Genomic DNA, 21,832 nt, shown 5'->3' with positions numbered 1-21,832 from the left:
CGTCATTTGTGCCGTCATGTGCGCCGTCATGTGCGCCGGTGCGACGGGCCGGCCCCCAGCCTTCAGGACGTCAGGACAGCCGCGCGACAGCGTGTGCCAGGTGCCTGCCTGTGCCGGTCGTTCAGACCACGCCCTGGTCGTGCAAGGCCTGCAGCTGCTGTGCATCCAGGCCCAGGCGCTCGCGCAGCACCTCGTCCGTGTGCTGGCCCAGGGCCGGCGGCGCATGGCGCAGCGTGGTGGGCGTGTCCGACAGGCGCAGCGGGCTGGCCGTGGTCACCACGCGGTTGATGGTCTCGCCGGCAGGCGGCGTGGCGCCCGGGTAGCGTTCCTGCTCCACGCGCAGGCCGCGCGCACGCACCTGCGCATCGTCGAAGGCCTGGCCGATGTGGTTGATGGGGCCGCAGGGCACGGCCTTGTCCTCCAGCAGCGCGATCCATTCAGCCGTGGGCCGGCTGCGCGTGAGATCGGCCATCAGCGGGATCAGCGCGTCGCGGTGGGTGACGCGGCCGGCATTGGTGGCAAAGCGCTCGTCGCTCGCCCAGTCCGTGCCGGCCGCCTCGCAAAAGCGCGCGAACTGGCCGTCGTTGCCGATGGCCAGCAGCATGCGGCCGTCGGCCGTGGGGAAGTCCTGGTAGGGCACGACGCTGGGATGGGTGTTGCCCTGGCGGCCCGGTACATGGCCGGTGTTCAGGAAGCCCGCGCCCTGGTTGGCCAGCACGGCCATGGCCACGTCCAGCAGGGCCATGTCGATGTGCTGGCCGCGTCCCGTGCGGTGGCGGGCCTCCAGTGCGCCCAGGATGGCCGTGGTGGCATACATGCCCGTGAACAGGTCGATCACGGCCACGCCTACGCGCAGCGGCCCGCCGCCGGGCTCGCTGTCGGCGCGGCCCGTGATGCTCATGAGGCCGCTCATGGCCTGCACCAGCAGGTCGTAGCCGGCGCGCGGCGCATAGGGCCCGGTCTGGCCGAAGCCCGTGACCGAGCAATAGATCAGGCGCGGGTTCAGCGCGCTCAGCGAGGCGTAGTCCAGGCCGTAGCGCTTGAGGCCCCCGGTCTTGAAGTTCTCCACCACCACATCGCTTTGCATGGCCAGCTCGCGGATCAGCCGCTGGCCCTCGGTCGTGGCCATGTCCACGGTGACCGATCGCTTGTTGCGGTTGCAGGCCGCGAAGTACACGGCGTTGTCCGAGGGATTGCCTTGCGCATCGGGGAAGAAGGGCGGGCCCCAGTGGCGCGTGTCGTCGCCCTCGCCGGGCTTTTCGATCTTGATCACGTCGGCCCCCATGTCGGCCAGGTTCTGCGTGCACCAGGGGCCGGCCAGCACGCGAGAGAGGTCGAGCACGCGCAGATGGCCCAGCGCTCCTGCGGCATGGGTGGCCGTGTTGTGGATGGGGCTGGGGGAGGGGGTTGCTGTGTGGTTCATGGGCTGAGGCGGCTATCCCGGGCAGATGGGCCATGCTACGGCGCGGCGGCCCGCCGTGGCTTCGCATTTGTGAAAGCGCGCGTTCGCGCCCGGCCGGCACTGCGGTTTGTACTGACGCGCAGGGCTCAGCCGGGGCCGCTGCGGCTTTCTACAATGCCGGATGGCCATGCATTTCGATCTTGTGGATCTGCGCCTCATGGTGCACATCGCCGATGCCAACAGCATGACGCGTGGCGCGGAACTTTCCTTCATCTCCCTGCCGGCGGCCAGCACCCGCATCAAGAACCTGGAAGAGAGCATCGGCACCAAGCTGCTGTACCGCACCAGCCAGGGCGTGACGCTGACGCCGCCGGGCCAGGCCTTCGTCACCCATGCGCGCATGGTGCTGGGCCAGATCGAGCACCTGCGCGGCGACATGCAGGAGTACGTGCGCGGCATCAAGGGCCATGTGCGGGTGTTTGCCAACACCACCTCGCTGGGCGAGTTCCTGCCGCCCGTGCTGCGCCACTACCTGCGCCGCAATCCCGACGTGAACATCGACCTGCGCGAGCGCCTGTCGCACGACATCGTGCGTGCCGTGACCGAGGGGCAGACCGACATCGGCATCGTCGCCGGCCTGGTGCGCACCGAGAACCTGGAGACCCTGCCCTACCGCCGCGACCGCCTGGTGCTGGTGGTGCCGCGCGGCCATGCGCTCGATGGCGAGATGCAGATGGCCTTTGCCGACACTCTGGACCTGGACCATGTGGGCCTGCACGAATCCAGCGCCATCCACGCCTTCCTGCGCCAGGCCAGCGACCAGCTGCACCGGCCCATCAAGCAGCGCATCCAGGTGGGCAACTTCGAGACGGCCTGCCGCATGATCGAGTCCGGCGTGGGCGTGGGCGTGCTGCCCGAATCGGCCGCCAGCCGCCATGCGCATTCCATGGACATCGCCATCGTGCCGCTGTCCGATGCCTGGTCGGTGCGCGAGATGCAGATCTGCGTGCGCAGCCTGGAGGCCCTGCCGTCCTTCGCCCAGGAGCTGGTGGAGCTGCTGGTGGCCGACGCACAGGGCCGGCTCACGCTGGAGTAGCTTGGACTCAACTATTCAGTGCTTGCGCACGGCCTACGCAACTGGCGTGTTCCAAGCGCGAGACGCCGAGCAAGGGCCGCCCCGCAGCGAGGGCGTCGTCCCCCTCCCGCGAAGCGAGAGAGGGGGAAGCGGCGTAGCCGCTCAGGGGGTGTTCATACCGTCGGTGCCAGCCAGTATTTGAAGGTGCCGGTGGCCGTGGCCACCAGCTTTCCGTCTTCATCGAGCAACTGCGCCGCGCAGCTGCACAGGCTGCGGCTGGAGTGAACCACCCAGCCTTCGGCCAGCAGCGCGCCCTTGCCCGGGCGGTGGAAGCGGCTGCTCATCTCCACCGTCACGGCGGTCTGCGATGGCGCACCGGGCAGCTCGCCGGCGGCGCGCGACATCACGGAGTCCAGCAGCGTCATGAGCACGCCGCCGTGCGCGGCCGGCAGCTGGTTGAGCAGTTCCTCGCGCATGTGGGGCAGGCGCACATGGACCTTGCCGGGCGGCGCGGGCACCTGCGAGGCGCCGATCAGCCGCATGAAGGCATTGCGGTCGGGGGGCGGTGCGCTCATACGGCTCATGTGGCTCATGCGGCGCGCGCCTCGCGCACCATGTTGCGCGCGATGATGACCTGCTGGATCTGGGTCGTGCCTTCGTACAGGCGGAACAGCCGCACGTCGCGGTAGAAGCGCTCGATGCCGAACTCGGCCAGGTAGCCCGAGCCGCCCAGGATCTGCACGGCCCGGTCGGCCACGCGGCCCACCATCTCGGTGGCGAACATCTTGCAGCACGAGGCCTCGGTGGAGACGTTGCGGCCCTCGTCGCGGCGGCGCGCGGCGTCGATCACCATGCACTCGGCCGCATACAGCTCGGCCTGGCTGTCGGCCAGCATGGCCTGCACCAGCTGGAACTCGCAGATGGGCTGGCCGAACTGCTTGCGCTCCAGCGCATAGTTCAGCGCGTCGCGCAGGATGCGCTGCGCCACGCCCACGCTCACGGCCGCGATATGGATGCGGCCCTTGTCCAGCACCTTCATGGCGGTCTTGAAGCCCTGGCCTTCCTTCAGGCCGATGAGGTTGGCCGCCGGCACGCGCACGTTGTCGAAGAATACGTCGCAGGTGTGCGCGCCCTTCTGGCCCATCTTCACGTCGTTCTTGCCGAAGCTGATGCCCGGCGACTTCGCATCCACGATGAAGGCCGAGACGCCGCCCGCGCCCTTGTTGGCCGGGTCGGTGCGCGCCATCAGCGTGAACATGCCCGCATGCGGCGCATTGGTGATGAAGCGCTTGTTGCCGTTGACCACGTAGTGGTCCCCGTCCCTGATGGCGGTGGTGCGCAGCGAGGCCGCGTCCGAGCCCGCCTCGGGCTCGGTCAGCGCGAACGAGGCCATGATCTCGCCCGTGGCCAGCTTGGGCAGCCAGGCCGCCTGCTGCTCGGGCGTGCCGTCGATGAGGATGCCCTGCGAGCCTATGCCCACGGTCGTGCCGATCACCGAGCGGAAGGCCGGCGCGGTCTGGCACAGCTCGAAGAGCACGCGCACCTCTTCCTCCATGGTCAGCTCCAGCCCGCCGAACTGCTCGGGGATGGTCATGCCGAACAGGCCCAGGTTGCGCATCTCCTGCACGATGGACTCGGGAATCTCGTCGGTCTCGGCCACTTCGTTCTCGGCGGGCACCAGGCGCTCGCGCACAAAGCGGCGCACGCTGTCCAGCAGGGCTTCGAGGGTTTCTTGGTCGCGGATCATTGCGGTGTGCTTCCTGTGCGGTTCAGAGGGTTTCGGCGGTTCCCAGCACCGCCGTGGATTGGCTTGACAGCGTGCCGCCGTTGCCGTGCACCACGGCCGTGCGGTGGCGTCCCAGCTGGCGCTGGCCGGCCTCGCCGCGCAGCTGGCGCACGGCCTCGATCAGCGCAAAGATGCCGTACATGCCCGGGTGCACGCAGGACAGGCCGCCGCCGTTGGTGTTGACGGCCAGCCGCCCGCCGGGCGCGATGCCGCCCCCGGACACGAAGGCGCCGCCTTCGCCCTTGGCGCAAAAGCCCAGGTCCTCCAGGAACAGCAGGGTGTTGATGGTGAAGGCGTCGTAGACCTGGGCCATGTCCATGTCGGCCGCGGTGAGCCCCGCCATGGCAAAGGCCTGGGTGCCGGACTGCGCGGCAGCCGTGGTGGTCAGGTCGGGCATGCAGGAGATCTGGCGGTTCCAGATGGCCGTGGCATTGCCCAGCACGTAGACGGGGGGGCGCGGCAGGTCGCGGGCGCGCTCGCCGCGCACCAGCACGATGGCGCCTGCGCCGTCCGTCACCAGGCAGCAGTCGCGCACGCTCAAGGGGCTGGCGATGGGGCGGGCCGAGAGCACGTCCTCGATGGTCAGCGGGTCGCGCATGAAGGCTTCGGGGTTGAGCTGGGCCCAGGCGCGCGCGGCCACGGCCACCTCGGCCAGCTGCTCGCGCGTGGTGCCGAACTCGTGCATGTGGCGCGCGGCCGCCAGCGCATAGGCGGTCACGGGCAGCACGGGCTCGTAGGGGAACTCATAGGGCTGCGGGTCCAGGAAACGCCGCGCCGCCTGGCCTTCCTTGCGGCCGAAGGTGGCCGAGCGCTGGGCGCTGCCGTAGCACACCAGCGCGGCCTTGCACTGGCCGGCCTCCAGCGCGCGGATGGCGGGCAGCAGGTGGGCGATGAAGCTGCTGCCGCCGATCATCGTGCCGTCCACGTAGGTGGGGTTGATGCCCAGGTGCTCGATCACGGGCATGGTCCACATGCTGGCGTTGACGCTGCAGGTGGCCAGTCCGTCGATGTCCTGCATGGTCAGGCCCGCATCGGCCACGGCCGCATGGGCGGCGCGCACCAGCAGGGTCATGTCGTCCATGCCGGGTGCCTCGCCGCAGCCATAGGTGGCGGCGCCGGCAATGGCCACGCGCCCGCGCAGCGGGCGGTTCACGGCGGCGGCGTCCAGGGTGGATTGGGGGATACGGGCGCTCATGCTGCACCTCCCTGCGATCCCTGTGCCGCCTGTCCGAGCGCGGGCTGGAACAGCACCAGGCCGCGTCCGTCCTTGCTCGCCACATGAGCGCTCACGCGCTGGCCTATGCGCACGTCGGCCGGCGCAATGCCTTCGACGCGGCCCATCATGCGCACGCCTTCGTCCAGGTCGATCAGGGCCACGTTGTAGTCGCCGCCGGCATCGCTCTTGCGTGCGACGGTGGAGGTGGAGTAGACCGTGCCCTGGCCGCTGGCGCGCACCCAGCGCAGCGGGCTGGCACCGCAGTGCGGGCACAGCTCGCGCGGGGTGAAGACATGGCGCGTGCATTGCGGGCACTGCTGTATGCAGAAACGGCCGGCATCGAGTTCGGCCTGGTAGTGGGTCTGTGCGCTCAGGTGCATTGGCGGTGTTTCCATTCTTTGTGTTCTTGGCGCTGCGCACGGCGGCATGCAGGGCAGCGGCTGTCCGCCAGCATGCCCGCATCGCGGGGCCGCTTCAATTCGCCAATCTGGAAGGGTGGCTTCACCAGCGCCGGCGTCCGGCTGTCAACCCAGGGTTGCTGCCTAGGCGGGCCGGCAGTCACGGCTGCTATGGTGTTTATGCATTCCCGGACTTTTCTTCATACCCGCCCTGCGCCGCCTGCCGGCGCACCGAGGGCGCGCCGCCGCTTTGGCACGGCGTGGCGCCACAGGAAGGCCGGCAATGGCGTGCCGCACCCCGGCCCGTTCTCCGCTGTCGATCCCCACCCACCCAGGAGGTTTTTGCACATGACGGATACGCTGATCAAGGTGGACCTGAACCGCCCGCCCACCGACAACGAAAGAGTCCACAACCGCTGGCACCCGGACATTCCCATGGCCTGCTGGGTCCAGCCCGGCGACGACTTCATCCTGGAGACCTACGACTGGACCGGCGGCTTCATCAAGAACAACGACAGCGCCGACGATGTGCGCGACATCGACCTGACCACGGTGCACTACCTGTCCGGACCCGTGGGCGTGAAGGGCGCCCAGCCCGGCGACCTGCTGGTGGTGGACCTGCTGGACATCGGCGCCAAGCCCGACAGCCTCTGGGGCTTCAACGGCTTTTTCTCCAAGAACAATGGCGGCGGCTTCCTGACCGACCATTTCCCCTCGGCCCAGAAATCGATCTGGGACTTCAAGGGCATGTTCACCAGTTCGCGCCATATCCCGGGCGTGAACTTCCCCGGCCTCATCCATCCCGGCCTCATCGGCTGCCTGCCTGACCGGCCCATGCTGGAGATGTGGAACGAGCGCGAGCGCGCCCTGATCGCCACCGATCCCGAGCGCGTGCCCGGCCTGGCCAACCCGCCGTCGGCCGGCACGGCCCACATGGGCCAGATGCGCGGCGAGGCCCGCGACAAGGCCGCCGCCGAAGGCGCACGCACCGTGCCGCCGCGCGAGCATGGCGGCAACTGCGACATCAAGGACCTCTCGCGCGGCGCCAAGGTGTTCTTCCCCGTCTATGTGGACGGCGCCGGCCTGAGCGTGGGCGACCTGCACTTCAGCCAGGGCGATGGCGAGATCACCTTCTGCGGCGCCATCGAGATGGCCGGCTGGGTGCACATGAAGGTCGGACTCATCAAGGGCGGCATGGCCAAGTACGGCATCAAGAACCCCATCTTCAAGCCCAGCCCCATCACGCCGCGCTATGACGACTACCTGATCTTCGAGGGCATCTCGGTGGACGAGAGCGGCAGGCAGCACTACCTGGATGTCAACGTGGCCTACCGCCAGGCCTGCCTGAACGCTATCGAATACCTGAAGAAATTCGGCTACAGCGGCGCCCAGGCGTATTCCATCCTGGGCACGGCGCCCGTGCAGGGCCATATCAGCGGCGTGGTGGACGTGCCCAACTCCTGCGCCACGCTGTGGCTGCCCACGGGCATCTTCGACTTCGACATCAACCCCAACGCGGCGGGGCCCGTCGTCCAGTTCGACGGCAGCGTGGACATGCCCCTGTCCCCCGACCTGCGCTGACGCCAAGGAGCCCGCCCATGCCCACCTACGACTACGACTGCGCGCAATGCGGCGGCTTCGAGGCCCTGCGGCCGCTGCGCCTGCGCGACGAGCCTGCGGCCTGCACCGGCTGCGGCACGGCGGCTGCGCGCGTGCTGGCCGCCGCGCCCCGGCTGGCGCTGATGGCCGACGGCACGCGCCGCGCCATGGCCACCAACGAGCGCGCGCGCCACGAGCCCGCCAGCTCGCGCGACTATGACTATGCGCGGCTCAGGCACCCGGCAGGCTGCGGCTGCTGCGGATCGGGGCGGCGCAGCGCCACGGTGACGGCGCCCAACGGCGCAAAGTCCGCGCCCTCGCGGCGGCCCTGGATGATCAGCCACTAGGCTGCATCGGAGTGGACCGCTTCCCAGGGTTTCCACCGCTTGGGAGCCCTGGAAGCGCGCCTTCCACATTCGCGAAACACGGCGCAGGGCGGCTTGCCCAGAATGGGCCGCGCGGCAAGCCGCCGCCCGTTGCCCGGAGTTTCGCCATGCCCCCGTCTTCCTTCCTGCCTTCTGCCACTTCCTCCTTCTCTTCGCGCCGCCGCCGCCTGCTGTCCGCCGGTGGCGCGCTGGCGGCCGGCAGCCTCTTGCCTGCAGTCCGGCCGGCGTTTGCGGCCGATGCCTGGCCCACGCGGCCCGTGCGCTTCATCGTGCCCTTTCCGCCCGGCGGCCCGGTGGACACCACGGCACGCGCCTTCACCCAGAAGCTGGGCGAGATCTGGCCGCAGCCCTGCATCGTGGACAACCGCGCGGGCGCCGGCGGCATGGTGGGCGCGGCCCTCGCAGCCAAGGAGCCTGCCGACGGCTACACGCTGTTCGTGGGCTCCATCCACCATGCGGTCAACCCGGCGCTGCAGCCGAAGATGACCTACGACATAGAGCGTGACTTCGCGCCCGTGAGCTTTGCCGCCATGTTCCCGGTCTTCCTGGTGGCCCATCCCTCGGTGCCCGCCCGCAACGTGCGCGAGCTGATCGCGCTGGCCAAGTCCGGCAACGGGCTGAGCTTCGGCTCCTCGGGCAATGGCGGCGGCACGCACCTGGCCGGCGAGCTGTTCAACATGCATGCGGGCATCAAGCTGCAGCACATTCCCTACAAGGGCAGTGCGCCGGCCATGAACGACCTGCTGGGCGGCCAGGTGCAGCTGATGTTTGCCGATGCGCCCAGCGCGCTGCAGCACATCAAGTCGGGCCGCATCAAGGTGCTGGGCGTGGCCAGCCGCCAGCGCTCGGCCATGCTGCCCGAGGTGCCCACCATTGCCGAGTCGGGCCTGCCCGAGTACGAGGCCTATTCCTGGGCCGCGCTGTTCGCGCCGGCCCGCACGCCGCCCGCCGTGCTGGCGCGCATCAATGCCGACTTCAACACCGCGCTGCGCGATGCCGTCGTGCGCGAGCGCCTGCTGACTGCCGGCGCCGAGGCCGACCCCGGCACCCCGCAGCAGATGCGCGAGCGCCTGAGCAGCGAGCTGCGCAAATGGGCCCAGGTGGTCAAGGTGGCCGGCATCCAGGCGGACTGAGCACGGCGGCGTGCCCGTACCCGGGACAAACCCGGCTTCGCGGCGCTGCAACCCGGTCTTTCGCAATCGCGCATAGGCGGGCCGGGCCTGCCTGCTTAGGCTTGCCTCCGGTATCCAGAAAAACAGCCCCGAGACAAGGAGACGGATATGCGGAAAGGCTTGATGCGAGGCGGCTTGACCAAGGCGCGCGCTGCCGGCTGCGCGCTGGGCGCCGGCCTGCTGTGGACGGCGGCGCAGGCGCAGCAGATATCGGACGACGTGGTGCGCATCGGCGTGCTCAGCGACATGTCGGGCCTGTACGCGGACACGGCGGGGCGCGGCTCCGTCGAGGCCGCGAAGATGGCCGTGGCCGACTTCGGCGGCCAGGTGCTGGGCAGGAAGATCGAGGTGGTCTGGGCCGACCACCAGAACAAGGCCGACGTGGGCGCCACCCATGCGCGCACCTGGTTCGACCGCGACGGCGTGGACCTGATCGTGGACATCAACAACACGGCCGTCGCCATCGCCGTCAACAACCTGGCGCGCGAGCGCGGCAAGATGGTGATCAACACCGGCGGCGCCTCCGACATCCTCACCAACGAGCACTGCGCGCCCACGGCCATCCACTACACCTACGACAGCTATGCGCTGGCCAACGGCGCGGTGCGCGGCATCCTGGCGCAGGGCAAGAAGGACTGGTTCATCCTGGGCGTGGACTATGCCTTCGGCAAGGCCATGACGGCCAATGTGACCGACTTCCTGAAAGACGGCGGCGGCAAGCTGGTGGGCACCACCTTCCATCCGCTCAATGCCAGCGATTTCTCGTCCTTCCTGCTGCAGGCCCAGGCCTCCAAGGCCTCGGTGATCAACCTGGCCAATGCCACCAGCGACACGGTCAACGCCATCAAGGCCGCGCACGAGTTCGGCATCGCGCCCAGGCAGACCCTGGTGCCCAGCCTGCTGTTCATCAACGACGTGCATGCGCTGGGCCTGCGCTACGGCCAGGGCATGGTGCTGACCACGGGCTTTTACTGGGACCGCACCGAGGCCACGCGCGCCTGGTCGCGGCGCTTCTTCGAGAAGATGAAGAAGATGCCCTCCATGATCCATGCGGGCGCCTACTCGGCCGTCACCAACTACCTCAAGGCCGTGCAGGCCACCAGGGGCGACGACGGCAACGCGGTGGCGCGCCAGCTCAAGCAGATGCCCATCGAGGACTTCTTCGCCCAGAACGGCAAGGTGCGCGAGGACGGCCGCATGGTGCACGACATGTACCTGGTGCAGATTAAGAAGCCCGAGGAATCCAGATACCCCTGGGACTACTACAAGGTGCTCTCCACCATCCCCGGTGACGAGGCCTTCCGCCCGCTGTCCAGGAGCAGCTGCAAGCTGGTGAAGACATCATGAAGACACGCGCCGCCGTACTCACGAGAACGGGCGCAGCCGCGCCCTATGCCGACAGCCGCCCGCTGGAGATCTGGGAGGTGGACCTGGCGCCGCCCGGCCCCGGCGAGGTGCTGGTCAAGGTGGCCGCCGCAGGCGTGTGCCACTCCGACCTGTCCATCATCAACGGCGACCGTCCGCGCGACACGCCCATCGTGCTCGGCCATGAGGCCGCAGGCGTGATCCAGGCGCTCGGCGAAGGCGTGACCGACCTGGAGGTGGGCGACCACGTGGTCATGCTCTTCGTGCCCGGCTGCGGCAACTGCCAGCCCTGCGCCGAGGGCCGGCCCGTGCTGTGCGAGCCCGCAGGCCAGGCCGGCGTGGCGGGCACCCTGCTGTCGGGTGCCAGGCGCCTGTCGCGCAATGGCCAGCCCATCTCGCACTTCGTCGGCGTCTCGGCCTTTGCCGAGCATGCCGTGCTCTCGCGCCGCGGCGTGCACCGCATCGACAAGTCGGTGCCGCTGGAGCTGGCTGCGCTGTTCGGCTGCGCCGTGATGACCGGCGTGGGCGCGGTGGCCAATACCGCCAGGGTGAGCCCCGGCCAGAGCGTGGCCGTGGTGGGGCTGGGCGGCGTGGGCCTGTCCTCGGTGATGGGCGCGGCGGCGGCGGGTGCGGCCCGCGTGGTGGCCGTGGACCTCAATGCCGACAAGCTGGCCATGGCGCGCGATTTCGGCGCCACCGACACCGTCAACGCCGGCGACGAGGATGCCGTCAAGCAGGTGCGGGCGCTGACGGGCGGCGGCGTGGACCATGCCTTCGAGATGGTGGGCTCGGCCAAGGCCCTGGAGATGGCCTACCGCATCACGCGGCGCGGCGGCCAGACGGTGACGGCGGGCCTGCCCTCCAGCGCCCAGGCCATCAGCCTGCCGGTCTGGCACCTGGTGGCCGAGGAGCGCACGCTCAAGGGCTGCTACATGGGCAGCTGCGTGCCGCGCCGCGACATCGACCGGTACCTGGCCCTGCATGCGGCCGGCAGGCTGCCGGTGGACCGCCTGGTCACCGGCCACCTGACGCTGGACCAGATCAACGAGGGCTTCGACCGCCTGGCGCGTGGCGAGGCCATACGCCAGATCATCCGCATGGAGGCCTGATAGGAGGTCAGGCCGACCAGCGAGGACCGGGGCTGCTGCTGCGGCTGTGTCCGAGCCAAGCACGGCGGTCAGGTGCCGTCGGGCAGCAGCTGGTTTTCCCAGCCGGTCAGCCGCTCGATGGCCCGGGCCACCTGCAGGATGCGGGCCTCGTCGAAGTAGCGTCCCACTACCTGCACGGCCAGCGGCAGGCCCTGGGGTGACAGGCCCACCGGCACGCTGACGGCCGGGTGCCCGGTCACGTTGAAGGCATGGGTCTGTACCGGCCAGTGGCGGAAATGCGGCATGGGATCGAAGCGCGGCGCCGTATCCAGCGTGATGGCGGTCAGCAGCACGTCGCAGCGGTCCAGCGCAGCGTCCACGCGGGCCGCCAGCATGCGGCGCACGCGCAGGGCGTTCAGGTAGTCCTCCGAGGACACGGTGGCGCCCAGCAGCAGCCGCGCCGCCGTGAGTTCGCCATAGTCCAGCGGGCGCGAGCGCAGGTCCTGCGCATGGATGGTGAACATCTCGGCACTGAGGATGACGCGGCCGGCCGCCAGGAACTGCTGGCTGTGGGGCAGGCTCACGTGGATGGGACGGGCGCCGGCCTCGGCCAGCAGCGCGGCCGTGCGGTCGAAGGCCGACAGGAACGTGGGCGACGCCTGGGGCGACGACTGGAAGTGGTCTTGCGGCACGCCGATGGTCAGGCCTTTCACGCCCTGCTCCAGCCCCGTGCAGTAGTCGTCCACGGGTTCGGTGGAGCTGGCCGGGTCCAGCGGGTCGTGCCCGGCCAGCACCTGCAGCGCGATGGCCGCATCCTCCACGCTGCGCGACAGCGGGCCGCAGTGGTCCAGCGTCCAGGCCAGGGGGAACACGCCGTGCTTGGAGACGCGGCCGTAGGTGGGTTTCAGCCCCACGGCGCCGCACCAGGCGGCCGGTATGAGGATGGAGCCGCCCGTGCAGGTGCCCAGGGCCAGCCGCGTGAAGCCTGCCGCAATGGCGGCGCCCGAGCCCGACGACGATCCGCCCGGGATATGGGCCAGGTCCCAGGGGTTGCGGGCTGCGGGAAACGGCAGGTCGGGGCTGGGCGCGCCGATGGCGAACTCGTGCGTGGCCAGCTTGCCCAGGATGACGGCGCCCGCATCACGCAGGCGCCGCACCGGCGTGGAATCGTCTTCGGGCACATAGTCCAGGCTCAGCCAGGACTGGCAGGTGGTCGGCAGGCCGGCCACGTCGTAGACGTCCTTGATGGCCACGGGAATGCCGTGGAGCAGCGGCAGATCGGCGCTTTCTCCGCGCGCCATGTCTGCGTTGCGCGCAGCCTCCATGGCACCGCTGGCATCGAGATTGGTGAAGGCATGGATGTCGATGTCCATGGCGCGGATGCGTCCCAGCGCCGCCCGGGTCAGCATCTCCGAAGTGGTCTTGCCGGCGCGCAGCGCGCTGGCCATCTGTCGTATCGAAAGTTCAGGACTGCCGCTCATGCTTGCTCTGACGGGAGATGGTGGTGTGGATCTGCGAGGGTCCCGCCTCATGCGCCAGTTCGTTGACGAGGTCGCGGTGCTCCATCAGCAACTGGTGCTCCGCCAGGATGGGTCCCAGCCGCTCGAAGGGGATGTCGATGCCGTGCTTTTTCAGCGCATTGAGCAATTCGTGCAGCGCATTGACATCGGGCCCTGCCAGTTTCTGCGGCGAAGGGGGTATTTCAGATTTTCGCGATGCCGGCATCACTGACCACCTTTCTCCATTTTCTGGCGTCGTCGGATACGAATGCCTTGGTGCTGTCCACGGATTTCCAAAGGGGAATGCTGCCAAGCTCCATGAATTTCTTCTGCACCTTTTCGTCGGTCAGGATATTTTTCATCTGTGCATTGATGGCGTTCACTATCGTGGCCGGCGTGCCCTTGGGTGCCATGAGCACATTCCATGAGGTCTCGTTGAAATTGCCGAGCCGGGCCGGGCTTTGCTCGCTGAGCGTCTGCCAGTCGGGCATGAGGGGCGAGCGCTCGCGCGTGGCCACGCCCACGCGATTGACCTTGCCCTGGTGCACATACTGCTTGGCCGTGATCAGCAGGTCGAAGGCGATATCGACCTGGCCGCTCACCAGGTCGCTCATCATGGGCGCGGCGCCCTGGTAGGGGATGTGCAGCATGCGTATGTCGGCGGCCAGGCTCAGGGCCTCGGCCGCCATGTGGCCCGCGCTGCCGTAGCCCGGCGTGGCGTAGGTCAGCTTGCCGGGGCTGCGCCGCGCCAGCTCGATCAGGTCCTGCACCGACGCCAGCTTCAGGCCCGGGCGTGTGATGAGCACCAGAGGACCGTCGTTGATGGTGGAGATGGCTTCGAGGTCGTTGACCACGTCATAGCCGGCCTGCGTGTACAGCGCGCCCGAGATGGTCTGGGCCGTGGAGCAGATCAGCAGCGTATATCCATCGGGACGGGCCTTGGAGACCTGGCGCGCACCGATGTTGCCCGAGGCGCCAGGGCGGTTTTCCACCACCACGTTGACGCGCAGGCGTTGTGCAAGCTCCTTGGCGATGATGCGCCCCACGATATCGGTGCCACCGCCTGCCGGGAAAGGTACAACCAGCGTGATCTGCCGGTCTGGCCAGGCCGCATGAACCAAGCTGGCAGCGATCAGGAAAATACCTCCGAAAATCAGATTGAGGATTTTTTTCATTCGCTTGATTCAAATGGTTGCGGAAATGGGGCTTGTCTTTTTGCAGACGTGAGCAGGCACATGGGATGTGCACCACTGCGGCTGCCTGCAGCCCGGGCCTGGCAAGCGTTCAGTTAATGAATCTTTTTAAACTATCGAGATATTAAGTTCCATAGTTTTACATCATGAAAGAAGGGGTGCAAGGCCTGCGCCACGCTTGGCGTAGGGGTGTTGCATCGATGCCGCAGATAAGGGTTTCCGACGGCGATGGCCTTGGCGCGCGTCGGGATTCAGGGCAGGGAGGGTGAAAGGTTGCACCGGCAGTGGCACCGGCGCAACGATTCAGCGGGCGTGGTGGCTCAAACGCGCAGCGCCTGTTCCTGCAGCAGGCGCTTGAGCACCTTGCCGTTGGGGCTGGTGGGCAGCTCGGACAGGGGCACGATGCGGGCGGGCAGCTTGTAGGGCGCCAGCCGTTCGCGCAGGTGGGCACGCGCGGCAGCGTTGTCCAGCGTGGCGCCGGGCTGCAGCTCGACGAAGGCGATGACCTCCTCGTTGCCATCGTTTTCGGGGCGGCCGACCACGGCGCTGCGCTGCACGCCGGGCAGCTCGTTGAGCGCCAGTTCCACCTCGGCCGGATACACGTTGAAGCCCGAGCGGATGATCATTTCCTTGAGCCGCCCCACCACGAAGAGCGCGCCGTCGGCATGCAGCTCGCCCAGGTCGCCGCTGGCGTACCAGCCGCCCTCGCGCATCACGGCGGCCGTGGCCTGGTCATCGCGGAAGTAGCCGTGCATCAGGCCGCGCCCGCGTATCCACAGCTCGCCGCGCTCGCCCACCGGCAGGGGCCGGCCCGTGGCCGGGTCCACGGCGCGCACCTCGGCGCCTTCCACCACGTAGCCGGCGCTGGTGTCGGGCCGCTGCTCGCCATGTCGCGTGAGGTGGACCGACCCTGCGTATTCCGACAGGCCGTAGCCATGGTGCAGCGCCTGGCCGAAGGCGGCCTCCACGCGTTTCTTGAGCGTCAGGTCCAGCGGGCCTGCGCCTGTGTAGACATAGCGCAGCGCAGGCGCCTGCGGGTGGGCAATGCCCTGCTCCTGCAGATGGGCCAGCAGGCGCGCGTACAGCGCTGGCGGCCCCTGCAACTGCGAGATGCCGTGGCGCGCCAGCGCATCCAGCAGGTCGGCCGGGTCGAACTGCGGGCGCATCACCATCTGCGCGCCCGCATGCAGCGAGGCCAGCAGCACCGTGCCCAGCCCGAAGATGTGGGTCATGGGCACGAAGGCGTAGCTGCGGTCCTGCGGACCCAGGCCGCGCGATGTGGCCGAGACGCGCGCGAACAGCGTCAGCGCGTCATGTCCCACCATCACGCCCTTGGGCGTGCCCGTGGTGCCCGAGGTGAAGATCAGCGCCGCCACCTCGTCCTGCAGCGCGCCGGATTCGGCCACGGCCTCAGCGCGCACGGGGCTGTGCTGCATGCCGGCCAGGGCCGAGTCGCCTGCGCCAAAGCGCCGCGCGTGGCCGCTGGCGCTGTCCGATGCGGCCGAGGTGAAATACACCACGCGGGCATCGGCCTTGGCCGCAAAGGCATCGATTTCGCCGGGCGCCATGCGTGCGTTCACACCGCAGGACCAGGCGCCCACGCGGCTGCAGGCCAGGATCAGCGCCGCATGCTCGGGGCAGTTCTCGGCCACGACCAGCACGCGGTCGCCGGGCCGCACCTGCAGCGCGCGCAGCTCGGTCTCGGCCGTGTCCGCCAGCGCGCCCAGATCGGCAAAGCTCAGACTGCTGCCGTCGGGCAGGTGGATGAAGGGACGCTGCGGCGCTTCGGCCAGCCAGCGGTCCAGCAGATGGTGTATTCGTTGATTCATGCTCCGCGTATCCCTCAGTCCACCACAATGCCTTGCGTGACGGTGGCCCACATGGCGCGCTCCTTGGCACCGCGCTCGGCCAGTTTCTGGGGTGCGCCGGTCCACTCTTCGTAGCCCAGTTCCTTGAGGCGCTTGCGCAGCTCCGGCTGGGCCAGGGCGGCGTTGATGGACTTGTTCAGGCGGGCCACGAGTTCGGGCGACATGCCCTTGGGCCCATAGACGCCATACCAGCCGCCCACGTCGAAGCCCTTGAGGCCTTCGATGCCGGACTCGGCAAAGGTGGGCACATCGGGCAGGGACGCATTGCGCTGCGGCGAGGTGACTGCGATGGCCCGCACCTTGCCACCCTGGATGTAGCTGCTGGCGGTGCTGATGATGTCCAGCATCATGCTCAGCTGGCCGCCGATCACGTCGGTCATGGCCGGTGCGTTGCCCTTGTAGGGGATGTGGTTCATCTCGATGCCGCTGCGCCGCGCGAACAGCAGCGCGCCCAGGTGGTTGGAGCCGCCCACGCCGGCCGAGCCGTAGTTGAGCTTTTGCGGATGGGCCTTGGCATAGGCCACGAGCTCGGCCGTGGTCCTGTAGGGCTCGTTGTTGTTGACCACCAGCACGTTGTAGTAACTGAGCACGGGCGCCACGGGCGTGAGGTCACGGGCCGGGTCGAAGGACATCTTGCTCATCACGTTGGGGCTGATGGTGATGGTGGGGCTGGCCGCGAACCACAGCGTCAGCCCGTCGGGCCTGGCGCGCACGACCTCGCTGCCGGCCATGGTGGCGTTGGCGCCGGGCTTGTTCTCCACCACCACCGAGGCACCCAGCTCCTTGGTCAGCGCCACGCTGAGCAGGCGGGCGCCCTGGTCCACGGGGCCACCGGCCGAGTAGCCCACGATGAGGCGCACGGGCTGCGCGTCCTGCGCGGCGGCGGGGAGGGCGCTCAGGGTGGCCAGGGCGGTCACCAGGGACGCCAGAAGCGGGGCATGGGCCAGGGTGGCCAGGGCCTTGCGGCGGTGTTGGGCGGGCATGTGCATGTCTCCTGCAAAAGATGAATGAAGCGCTGCCGTGGTCTGCACGGCGGCGCGCCCGGTCTGCGCCGGACATGCAGGCAATGGTGCGCAGGCGGGCGCTTCTTGGGAATCTGCTTTTGCCAAAGCCAGGGTTTGCCGGCTGTTAGGGCAATCCTAGGAAGAGCGGTGCGTGCAGCCCCCTCCGCCGCCTTCTTCACCGCCTTCTTCACCACCCTCTTCAGCCCCCGCCTGCCAGCTGGGTGCGGCGGTGACGATGGCCTCGCGCAGGAACTGCTGGAAGGCGCACGCGGCCATGGTGGGCTGGCGGTCGGGCATGCGCACCAGGTACATGGCATTGCCCAGGCCGGAGAACACCACCTGGTCCAGCACGGGCACCAGCGTGCCGCCGGCCAGCGCGGCCGAGGTCACGTAGTCCGGGAGCAGGGCCAGGCCCAGGCCGTCCAGCACGGCGTCGTACAGCAGGCGGTAGTCGCCCGATTGCAGCGAGGGCAGCACATCGAGGGCAGCGGCCACGCCATCGTCGCCGCTGCCGGCCAGCCAGGCCAGCCTGCCGCCCATGGCCAGCGGCAGGATGAGGCGGGCCTGCAGCAGGTCGGCAGGCGCGCGCAGGGGCCGGCCCAGCGACTGCTCCAGCGCCTGCAGGCAGGCGGGCGTGGCCACGAAGTTCCAGCGCACATCGCACAGCCGCGTGGCCACCAGATCGTCCAGCGGCGCGGAGGTGATCTGCACCGCCAGATCGACCTTGGAGGCCACGAGGTCGGCCATCTGGTCGTTGATCAGCAGGCGCAGGCGGATGTCGGGATGCTCGCGGCAAAAGCCCAGGATCAGCGGCTTGAGATAGAAATGCCCGAAGCCGGTGGGCACGCGCACGCCCACCTCGCCGCTCACGGTGGAGCACAACTGGTGGATGGCATCGCGGGCACGCTGCAGCTCCTCCATCATGGCCAGGCAGCGCCGGTACAGCAGCTGGCCGGCCTGGGTGAGCTCCACATTGCGCGTGGTGCGGCGCAGCAGCTGCGTGCCCATCTCGGTCTCCAGCGCACGCAGCCGGCGCGAGACGTTGGAGCGCGTCATGCCGCCGCGCTCGGCCGCCCGCGTGAGGCTCTTGGCCTCGGCGATGTCGATGAAGACGCGGCACAGGTTCAGGTCCATCTCGGCATTCTTTGCAGGGCCGGGGCCGGCCATTGTTGATCGGGAGTCACCAGGCCTGGCCTGCTGGCGAGGATTGTGGCGCCAGCCCTGCCTCCCTAGCATGGAGGAAACCATGGCGAAAGGCCGCTGACCGTGAACCAAGAAGCTTTGCAAACCGCGCCGCCGGCGCCCCTGGCGCACTACCGTGTGCTCGATCTGAGCCAGGGCGTGGCCGGCCCCTACTGCACCCACCTGCTGTCGCGCCAGGGCGCCGAGGTGATCAAGGTCGATCCGCCCGAAGGCGACTGGGCGCGCCACGTGGGCATCTCGCGCAACGGGCACAGCAGCCTGTCGGCCACCTACAACGCGGGCAAGCGCAGCATTGCCGTCGATGCGCGCCAGGCCCAGGGGCGCGCGCTGCTGCTGCGGCTGGCGCGCGAGGCCGACATCGTGGTGCAGAACTTCCGCCCCCAGGTCGTGCAGCGCATGGGCGTGGACTACGACAGCCTGCGCGCGGCCGGCCTGGACCCGGTGTACGTCTCCATCAGCGGCTACGGACCCACGGGGCCGTATGCCGACCGGCCCGCCACCGACTCCGTCATGCAGGCGGACACGGGGCTGATGACCAGCAACCGCGACGTGCAGGGCCAGCCCCAGCGCGTGGGCCTGCTGCTGGCCGACATCGCGGCCGGCGTCTACGCCGCACAGGCCTGCACGGCGGCCCTGCTGGGCAAGGCGCGCAGCGGGCGCGGGCGCCATGTGGAGCTGAACCTGTTCGAGGTCTGCTGCGCCCTGCAATCCACGGTGCTGGCCGAAGACACGCTGCGCGGCGGCCTGCCCGCCGAAGGCGTGAGCGCCCCCAACGGCGTGTTCGCCACGGCCGATGGCTTCATCACCGTGCTGGCCCTGAACAACGACCAGTTCGAGCGGCTGTGCCGCGCGCTGGACCTGCCGCACTGGCTGCAGGACGCGCGCTTTGCCTCCAATGCGGGCCGCATGGCCCACCGCCATGTCCTGCATGCCGGGCTGCAGGCCTTGCTGGCGCAGCAGCCGCGCGCCCACTGGGAGCAGCGCCTGGCCGCACAGGGCGCCCTGCATGCGGGCGTGCGCACGCTGGCCGACGTGGTGGCGCATCCCCAGGCCGTGCACCGCGCATCGTTCGCCACGCTGGCGCAGCCCGGCTTCGGGCCGCTGCTGTATGCGGCTTCACCCTGGCCGGCAGACGCAGCAGCCTGCGGTGCATCCCTTGGCGCCGCGCCGCGCACGGGCGAGCACACGCGCCAGATCCTGGCCGAGGCCGGCTGCACGCCGCAGGAGATCGATCAACTGATAGACAGTGAGGTTGTGCGCCAGTGCGCGGCGGAGGAAATGGCATGAGCGCCCCGGCATCCGCATCCCCGCACTCCCGCATGCAGGCCCTGGTCTGCCATCAATTCGGCGCGCCGCACGAGGTGGTCAGCCTGCAGTCCATGGACCGGCCCGGCCAGCCCCTGGGCGCGCACCAGGCGCGGATTGCCGTGGCCTACGCCAACGTCAGCCACGCCACGGGCCTGCTGATCGAGGGCCGCTACCAGCGGCGCCCGCCGCTGCCCTTCGTGCCCGGCACCGAAGGCGTGGGGCGCGTGCTGGAATGCGGCAGCGCGGTGCAGCACCTGCAGCCCGGCGATGCCGTGGCCTTCATTGCCGACTGGGGTGCCTTTGCGCAGGAAACGGTGGTGCATGCATCCACCGTCTACCGCCTGCCTGCGGGCATGCCCTGGCTGCAGGCCCTGCCCATTGCCCTGTCCTACGGCACAGCCTACACGGCCCTGCACTGGCGCGCGCGCCTGCAGGAAGGCGATGTGGTGCTGGTGCTGGGCGCCGGTTCGGGCGTGGGCGCCGCGGCGGTGGAAGTGGCCCGGCAGACGCCCGGCGTGCAGGTCATCGCCTGCGCCAGCACCGAGGCCAAGCGCGCCGATGCGCTGCGCCGCGGCGCGCACCAGGCAGTCACCCCGCAGGACCTGGCCGCTCAGGTCAAGCAGGCCACGCAGGGCCGGGGCGCCTCCCTGGTCTTCGACCCCGTGGGGGGCGATCTCTTGCTGCAGGCACTGCGCGCGGCCGCGCAGAACGCGCAGCTGCTGAGCGTGGGCTTCGCCAGCGGCGCCATTCCCGCCGTGCCCATGAACCTGGCCCTGGTCAAGAACCTCACGCTGCACGGCTTCTTCTACGGCCGCTACATCGGCTGGACGCCGGCCGATGAGCGCCAGGCCTTCGCGGCGCAGCTGCAGCCCGTCATTGCCACGCTGCTCGACTGGGCGGCCCGGGGATGCATCCATCCCCAGGTCAGCCAGGTCTTCGCCATGCATGAACTGCCGGAGGCGCTGGATGCGCTGCACGGCCGCAACGTGACCGGCAAGCTCGCACTCGCCATTCAAGGAGACAAGGTATGACAACGCAACGCACAGGCTCCGCGCTTTCCCGCCGCACCCTGCTGGGCGCCGCTGCGGCGCTGGCCGCATGGAGAACGGCAGGGGCGCAGCCATCCGCCGGGGCCCAGGGCTATCCCAAGGCGCCCATCCGCGTCGTCGTGCCCTATCCACCGGGCGGGCCTACCGACGTGGTCGGGCGCGTGGTCACCACGCGGCTGGGCGAGGCGCTGGGCCAGCCGCTGGTCGTGGACAACAAGGCCGGCGCCAGCGGCATGGTCGGCGCGGCCCTGGTGGCCAAGGCGCCGGCCGACGGCTACACGCTGCTGGTCAACGCCTCCATCCACGTCATCAACCCCTACGTCTATGCCAGCGCGCCCTATGACGCCTTCCGCGATTTCGAGCCGGTCACGCAGCTGGTCGATGTGCCGCTGGTGCTGGTCGTGGGCAGCCAGCTTCCGGTGCGCAATGTGCAGGAGCTGATCGCCTGGGCCAAGGCCCATCCGGGACAGGTGAACTTCGGCTCGGCCGGCAATGCGTCGTCACAGCACCTGTCGGGCGAGCTGTTCCGCCTGAAGACCGGCGCGCAGATGCAGCATGTGCCCTACAAGGGCAGCTCGCCGGCCCTGACCGACCTGATGGGCGGGCAGATCCAGCTCATGTTCGACTCCATGCCCTCGGCCATGCCCTTCATCGCCTCGGGCCGGCTGCGTGCGCTGGCCGTCACCTCGGCCAGTCGCTCGCCCTCCCTGCCCGATGTGCCCACCATGGAAGAGGCCGGCATGCCCGGCTTTCGCACCAGCACCTGGTACGGACTGTGGGCGCCGAAGAACACGCCCCAGGACGTGGTGCAGAAACTGTGGACCGAGTCCCGCCGCGTGCTTGCCGAACCCCAGATCGCCGCGCAATACCGCCGCCTGGGCGCCGAGCCCGTGGGCTCCACGCCCGCCGAGTTCGCGCGCTACATCCAGGCCGAGGCCCGCAAGTGGGAAGAGATCGTGAAGGCGTCGGGGGCGCGGGCGGATTGAGGAGGCCGCCGTCAGGCACCAGCCTTGATTCGGCTGGCTGCCTGCCTTCCCAGATCCGCGATAAAGAGGTCAAAGTCTTCATCCGGCACGTCAATGTAGTGACCCGAGGCGACATCCGCCCACCCCCGCATAGCCGCTTGCCGTAGCGTTTCCAGCTTGGTCGCTTGGGTCTGAGCTTCAACGATTCGATGTTGTTGCTGGCTCAGATTCACTGGACGTGTCGACATGACGGGTT

The 21,832-nt window shown here is 69.2% G+C and carries 21 protein-coding genes; 9 read left to right on the top strand and 12 right to left on the bottom strand.

Going from position 1 to position 21,832, the window contains the following annotated elements; translation table 11 throughout:
* Positions 1–121: 121 nt before the first annotated feature.
* Positions 122–1,423: a CaiB/BaiF CoA transferase family protein gene (locus tag HFGMBDPB_RS13155; protein ID WP_212645544.1), complete on the bottom strand. Its 1,302-nt coding sequence runs from the start codon at positions 1,421–1,423 to the stop codon at positions 122–124.
* Positions 1,424–1,583: 160 nt separating this feature from the next.
* Between HFGMBDPB_RS13155 and HFGMBDPB_RS13150 the strand changes: the two genes are divergently transcribed.
* Positions 1,584–2,498, top strand: coding sequence for a LysR family transcriptional regulator (locus HFGMBDPB_RS13150; RefSeq protein ID WP_012202113.1), 915 nt, complete (start codon positions 1,584–1,586; stop codon positions 2,496–2,498).
* Positions 2,499–2,650: 152 nt separating this feature from the next.
* On the opposite strand, the gene HFGMBDPB_RS13145 is transcribed toward HFGMBDPB_RS13150, so the two are convergent.
* Genes HFGMBDPB_RS13145 through HFGMBDPB_RS13130 form a run of 4 tightly spaced genes read right to left on the bottom strand, consistent with a single transcriptional unit; the run spans position 2,651 to position 5,859 of the window.
* Positions 2,651–3,052 (bottom strand): PaaI family thioesterase, encoded by a 402-nt coding sequence (locus HFGMBDPB_RS13145; protein ID WP_034400287.1) that lies wholly within the window; start codon positions 3,050–3,052, stop codon positions 2,651–2,653.
* A 14-nt stretch (positions 3,053–3,066) separates the two neighbouring features.
* Positions 3,067–4,224: an acyl-CoA dehydrogenase family protein gene (locus tag HFGMBDPB_RS13140; RefSeq protein WP_013800068.1), complete on the bottom strand. Its 1,158-nt coding sequence runs from the start codon at positions 4,222–4,224 to the stop codon at positions 3,067–3,069.
* A gap of 22 nt (positions 4,225–4,246) precedes the next feature.
* Positions 4,247–5,458: a thiolase family protein gene (locus tag HFGMBDPB_RS13135; protein WP_212645543.1), complete on the bottom strand. Its 1,212-nt coding sequence runs from the start codon at positions 5,456–5,458 to the stop codon at positions 4,247–4,249.
* Positions 5,455–5,859 (bottom strand): Zn-ribbon domain-containing OB-fold protein, encoded by a 405-nt coding sequence (locus tag HFGMBDPB_RS13130; protein ID WP_016452202.1) that lies wholly within the window; start codon positions 5,857–5,859, stop codon positions 5,455–5,457. The genes HFGMBDPB_RS13135 and HFGMBDPB_RS13130 overlap by 4 nt, the downstream gene beginning before the upstream one ends.
* A 366-nt stretch (positions 5,860–6,225) precedes the next feature.
* Here HFGMBDPB_RS13130 and fmdA point away from each other — a divergent pair, with 366 nt between their 5' ends.
* From fmdA to HFGMBDPB_RS13105, 5 genes are all read left to right on the top strand, one after another.
* A complete protein-coding gene (gene fmdA / locus HFGMBDPB_RS13125) occupies positions 6,226–7,458 on the top strand; it encodes a formamidase (RefSeq protein ID WP_046241120.1) in 1,233 nt (410 codons plus the stop codon).
* A gap of 17 nt (positions 7,459–7,475) precedes the next feature.
* Positions 7,476–7,823, top strand: a complete 348-nt coding sequence (locus HFGMBDPB_RS13120) for a zinc ribbon domain-containing protein (protein ID WP_212645542.1) — start codon at positions 7,476–7,478, stop codon at positions 7,821–7,823.
* A gap of 146 nt (positions 7,824–7,969) precedes the next feature.
* Positions 7,970–8,995, top strand: a complete 1,026-nt coding sequence (locus HFGMBDPB_RS13115; RefSeq protein ID WP_046987212.1) for a tripartite tricarboxylate transporter substrate binding protein — start codon at positions 7,970–7,972, stop codon at positions 8,993–8,995.
* 147 nt (positions 8,996–9,142) lie between these two features.
* Positions 9,143–10,381 carry an ABC transporter substrate-binding protein gene (locus tag HFGMBDPB_RS13110; RefSeq protein ID WP_160851138.1) on the top strand — a complete coding sequence of 413 codons (1,239 nt, stop codon included), beginning with the start codon at positions 9,143–9,145 and terminating at the stop codon, positions 10,379–10,381.
* Positions 10,378–11,508, top strand: a complete 1,131-nt coding sequence (locus tag HFGMBDPB_RS13105; RefSeq protein ID WP_016450258.1) for a zinc-dependent alcohol dehydrogenase family protein — start codon at positions 10,378–10,380, stop codon at positions 11,506–11,508. The genes HFGMBDPB_RS13110 and HFGMBDPB_RS13105 overlap by 4 nt, the downstream gene beginning before the upstream one ends.
* A gap of 68 nt (positions 11,509–11,576) precedes the next feature.
* Here the strand turns inward: HFGMBDPB_RS13105 and HFGMBDPB_RS13100 are convergent, their stop codons facing one another.
* The 6 genes from HFGMBDPB_RS13100 to HFGMBDPB_RS13075 form a co-directional block, all read right to left on the bottom strand.
* Positions 11,577–12,968 carry an amidase gene (locus HFGMBDPB_RS13100; RefSeq protein ID WP_016450257.1) on the bottom strand — a complete coding sequence of 464 codons (1,392 nt, stop codon included), beginning with the start codon at positions 12,966–12,968 and terminating at the stop codon, positions 11,577–11,579.
* Positions 12,952–13,212, bottom strand: a complete 261-nt coding sequence (locus HFGMBDPB_RS13095; protein ID WP_047218534.1) for a hypothetical protein — start codon at positions 13,210–13,212, stop codon at positions 12,952–12,954. The genes HFGMBDPB_RS13100 and HFGMBDPB_RS13095 overlap by 17 nt, the downstream gene beginning before the upstream one ends.
* The gene (locus tag HFGMBDPB_RS13090; RefSeq protein WP_212645541.1) at positions 13,190–14,161 is read right to left on the bottom strand and encodes a tripartite tricarboxylate transporter substrate binding protein; all 972 of its coding nucleotides are present in this window, start codon (positions 14,159–14,161) and stop codon (positions 13,190–13,192) included. Before HFGMBDPB_RS13090 ends, HFGMBDPB_RS13095 begins: the two co-directional genes overlap by 23 nt.
* Before the next feature lie 338 nt (positions 14,162–14,499).
* Entirely contained in the window at positions 14,500–16,008 is a 1,509-nt protein-coding gene (locus HFGMBDPB_RS13085; protein ID WP_212645540.1) for a class I adenylate-forming enzyme family protein, read from the bottom strand.
* A gap of 14 nt (positions 16,009–16,022) precedes the next feature.
* On the bottom strand, positions 16,023–17,030 hold the full coding sequence (locus tag HFGMBDPB_RS13080; protein WP_047218579.1) for a Bug family tripartite tricarboxylate transporter substrate binding protein: 1,008 nt from the start codon (positions 17,028–17,030) through the stop codon (positions 16,023–16,025).
* A 156-nt stretch (positions 17,031–17,186) separates the two neighbouring features.
* Positions 17,187–18,218 (bottom strand): LysR family transcriptional regulator, encoded by a 1,032-nt coding sequence (locus tag HFGMBDPB_RS13075; protein ID WP_212645539.1) that lies wholly within the window; start codon positions 18,216–18,218, stop codon positions 17,187–17,189.
* Between the two features lie 99 nt (positions 18,219–18,317).
* Between HFGMBDPB_RS13075 and HFGMBDPB_RS13070 the strand changes: the two genes are divergently transcribed.
* The 3 genes from HFGMBDPB_RS13070 to HFGMBDPB_RS13060 are packed head-to-tail and all read left to right on the top strand — an operon-like array spanning position 18,318 to position 21,597.
* Positions 18,318–19,541 carry a CaiB/BaiF CoA transferase family protein gene (locus HFGMBDPB_RS13070; RefSeq protein WP_212645538.1) on the top strand — a complete coding sequence of 408 codons (1,224 nt, stop codon included), beginning with the start codon at positions 18,318–18,320 and terminating at the stop codon, positions 19,539–19,541.
* 32 nt (positions 19,542–19,573) lie between these two features.
* Positions 19,574–20,593, top strand: a complete 1,020-nt coding sequence (locus HFGMBDPB_RS13065) for an NADPH:quinone oxidoreductase family protein (protein WP_046986347.1) — start codon at positions 19,574–19,576, stop codon at positions 20,591–20,593.
* Positions 20,590–21,597, top strand: coding sequence for a Bug family tripartite tricarboxylate transporter substrate binding protein (locus HFGMBDPB_RS13060; RefSeq protein WP_016450249.1), 1,008 nt, complete (start codon positions 20,590–20,592; stop codon positions 21,595–21,597). The genes HFGMBDPB_RS13065 and HFGMBDPB_RS13060 overlap by 4 nt, the downstream gene beginning before the upstream one ends.
* A gap of 11 nt (positions 21,598–21,608) precedes the next feature.
* On the opposite strand, the gene HFGMBDPB_RS13055 is transcribed toward HFGMBDPB_RS13060, so the two are convergent.
* Positions 21,609–21,824, bottom strand: a complete 216-nt coding sequence (locus HFGMBDPB_RS13055) for a hypothetical protein (RefSeq protein ID WP_047474923.1) — start codon at positions 21,822–21,824, stop codon at positions 21,609–21,611.
* Positions 21,825–21,832 lie beyond the last annotated feature (8 nt).

The sequence above is a fragment of the Delftia sp. PE138 genome, assembly GCF_018320755.1.
Taxonomy (GTDB): Bacteria; Pseudomonadota; Gammaproteobacteria; order Burkholderiales; family Burkholderiaceae_C; genus Comamonas; species Comamonas tsuruhatensis.
This window is presented reverse-complemented; position numbering and strand designations above follow the sequence as displayed.

Bases quoted from the DNA above. Each gene is read 5' to 3' on its own strand.
- HFGMBDPB_RS13155 (WP_212645544.1), bottom strand. From the start codon at position 1,423: ATGAACCACACAGCAACCCCCTCCCCCAGCCCCATCCACAACACGGCC.
- HFGMBDPB_RS13150 (WP_012202113.1), top strand. From the start codon at position 1,584: ATGGCCATGCATTTCGATCTTGTGGATCTGCGCCTCATGGTGCACATC.
- HFGMBDPB_RS13145 (WP_034400287.1), bottom strand. From the start codon at position 3,052: ATGAGCGCACCGCCCCCCGACCGCAATGCCTTCATGCGGCTGATCGGC.
- HFGMBDPB_RS13140 (WP_013800068.1), bottom strand. From the start codon at position 4,224: ATGATCCGCGACCAAGAAACCCTCGAAGCCCTGCTGGACAGCGTGCGC.
- HFGMBDPB_RS13135 (WP_212645543.1), bottom strand. From the start codon at position 5,458: ATGAGCGCCCGTATCCCCCAATCCACCCTGGACGCCGCCGCCGTGAAC.
- HFGMBDPB_RS13130 (WP_016452202.1), bottom strand. From the start codon at position 5,859: ATGCACCTGAGCGCACAGACCCACTACCAGGCCGAACTCGATGCCGGC.
- fmdA (WP_046241120.1), top strand. From the start codon at position 6,226: ATGACGGATACGCTGATCAAGGTGGACCTGAACCGCCCGCCCACCGAC.
- HFGMBDPB_RS13120 (WP_212645542.1), top strand. From the start codon at position 7,476: ATGCCCACCTACGACTACGACTGCGCGCAATGCGGCGGCTTCGAGGCC.
- HFGMBDPB_RS13115 (WP_046987212.1), top strand. From the start codon at position 7,970: ATGCCCCCGTCTTCCTTCCTGCCTTCTGCCACTTCCTCCTTCTCTTCG.
- HFGMBDPB_RS13110 (WP_160851138.1), top strand. From the start codon at position 9,143: ATGCGGAAAGGCTTGATGCGAGGCGGCTTGACCAAGGCGCGCGCTGCC.
- HFGMBDPB_RS13105 (WP_016450258.1), top strand. From the start codon at position 10,378: ATGAAGACACGCGCCGCCGTACTCACGAGAACGGGCGCAGCCGCGCCC.
- HFGMBDPB_RS13100 (WP_016450257.1), bottom strand. From the start codon at position 12,968: ATGAGCGGCAGTCCTGAACTTTCGATACGACAGATGGCCAGCGCGCTG.
- HFGMBDPB_RS13095 (WP_047218534.1), bottom strand. From the start codon at position 13,212: ATGCCGGCATCGCGAAAATCTGAAATACCCCCTTCGCCGCAGAAACTG.
- HFGMBDPB_RS13090 (WP_212645541.1), bottom strand. From the start codon at position 14,161: ATGAAAAAAATCCTCAATCTGATTTTCGGAGGTATTTTCCTGATCGCT.
- HFGMBDPB_RS13085 (WP_212645540.1), bottom strand. From the start codon at position 16,008: ATGAATCAACGAATACACCATCTGCTGGACCGCTGGCTGGCCGAAGCG.
- HFGMBDPB_RS13080 (WP_047218579.1), bottom strand. From the start codon at position 17,030: ATGCCCGCCCAACACCGCCGCAAGGCCCTGGCCACCCTGGCCCATGCC.
- HFGMBDPB_RS13075 (WP_212645539.1), bottom strand. From the start codon at position 18,218: ATGGCCGGCCCCGGCCCTGCAAAGAATGCCGAGATGGACCTGAACCTG.
- HFGMBDPB_RS13065 (WP_046986347.1), top strand. From the start codon at position 19,574: ATGCAGGCCCTGGTCTGCCATCAATTCGGCGCGCCGCACGAGGTGGTC.
- HFGMBDPB_RS13060 (WP_016450249.1), top strand. From the start codon at position 20,590: ATGACAACGCAACGCACAGGCTCCGCGCTTTCCCGCCGCACCCTGCTG.
- HFGMBDPB_RS13055 (WP_047474923.1), bottom strand. From the start codon at position 21,824: ATGTCGACACGTCCAGTGAATCTGAGCCAGCAACAACATCGAATCGTT.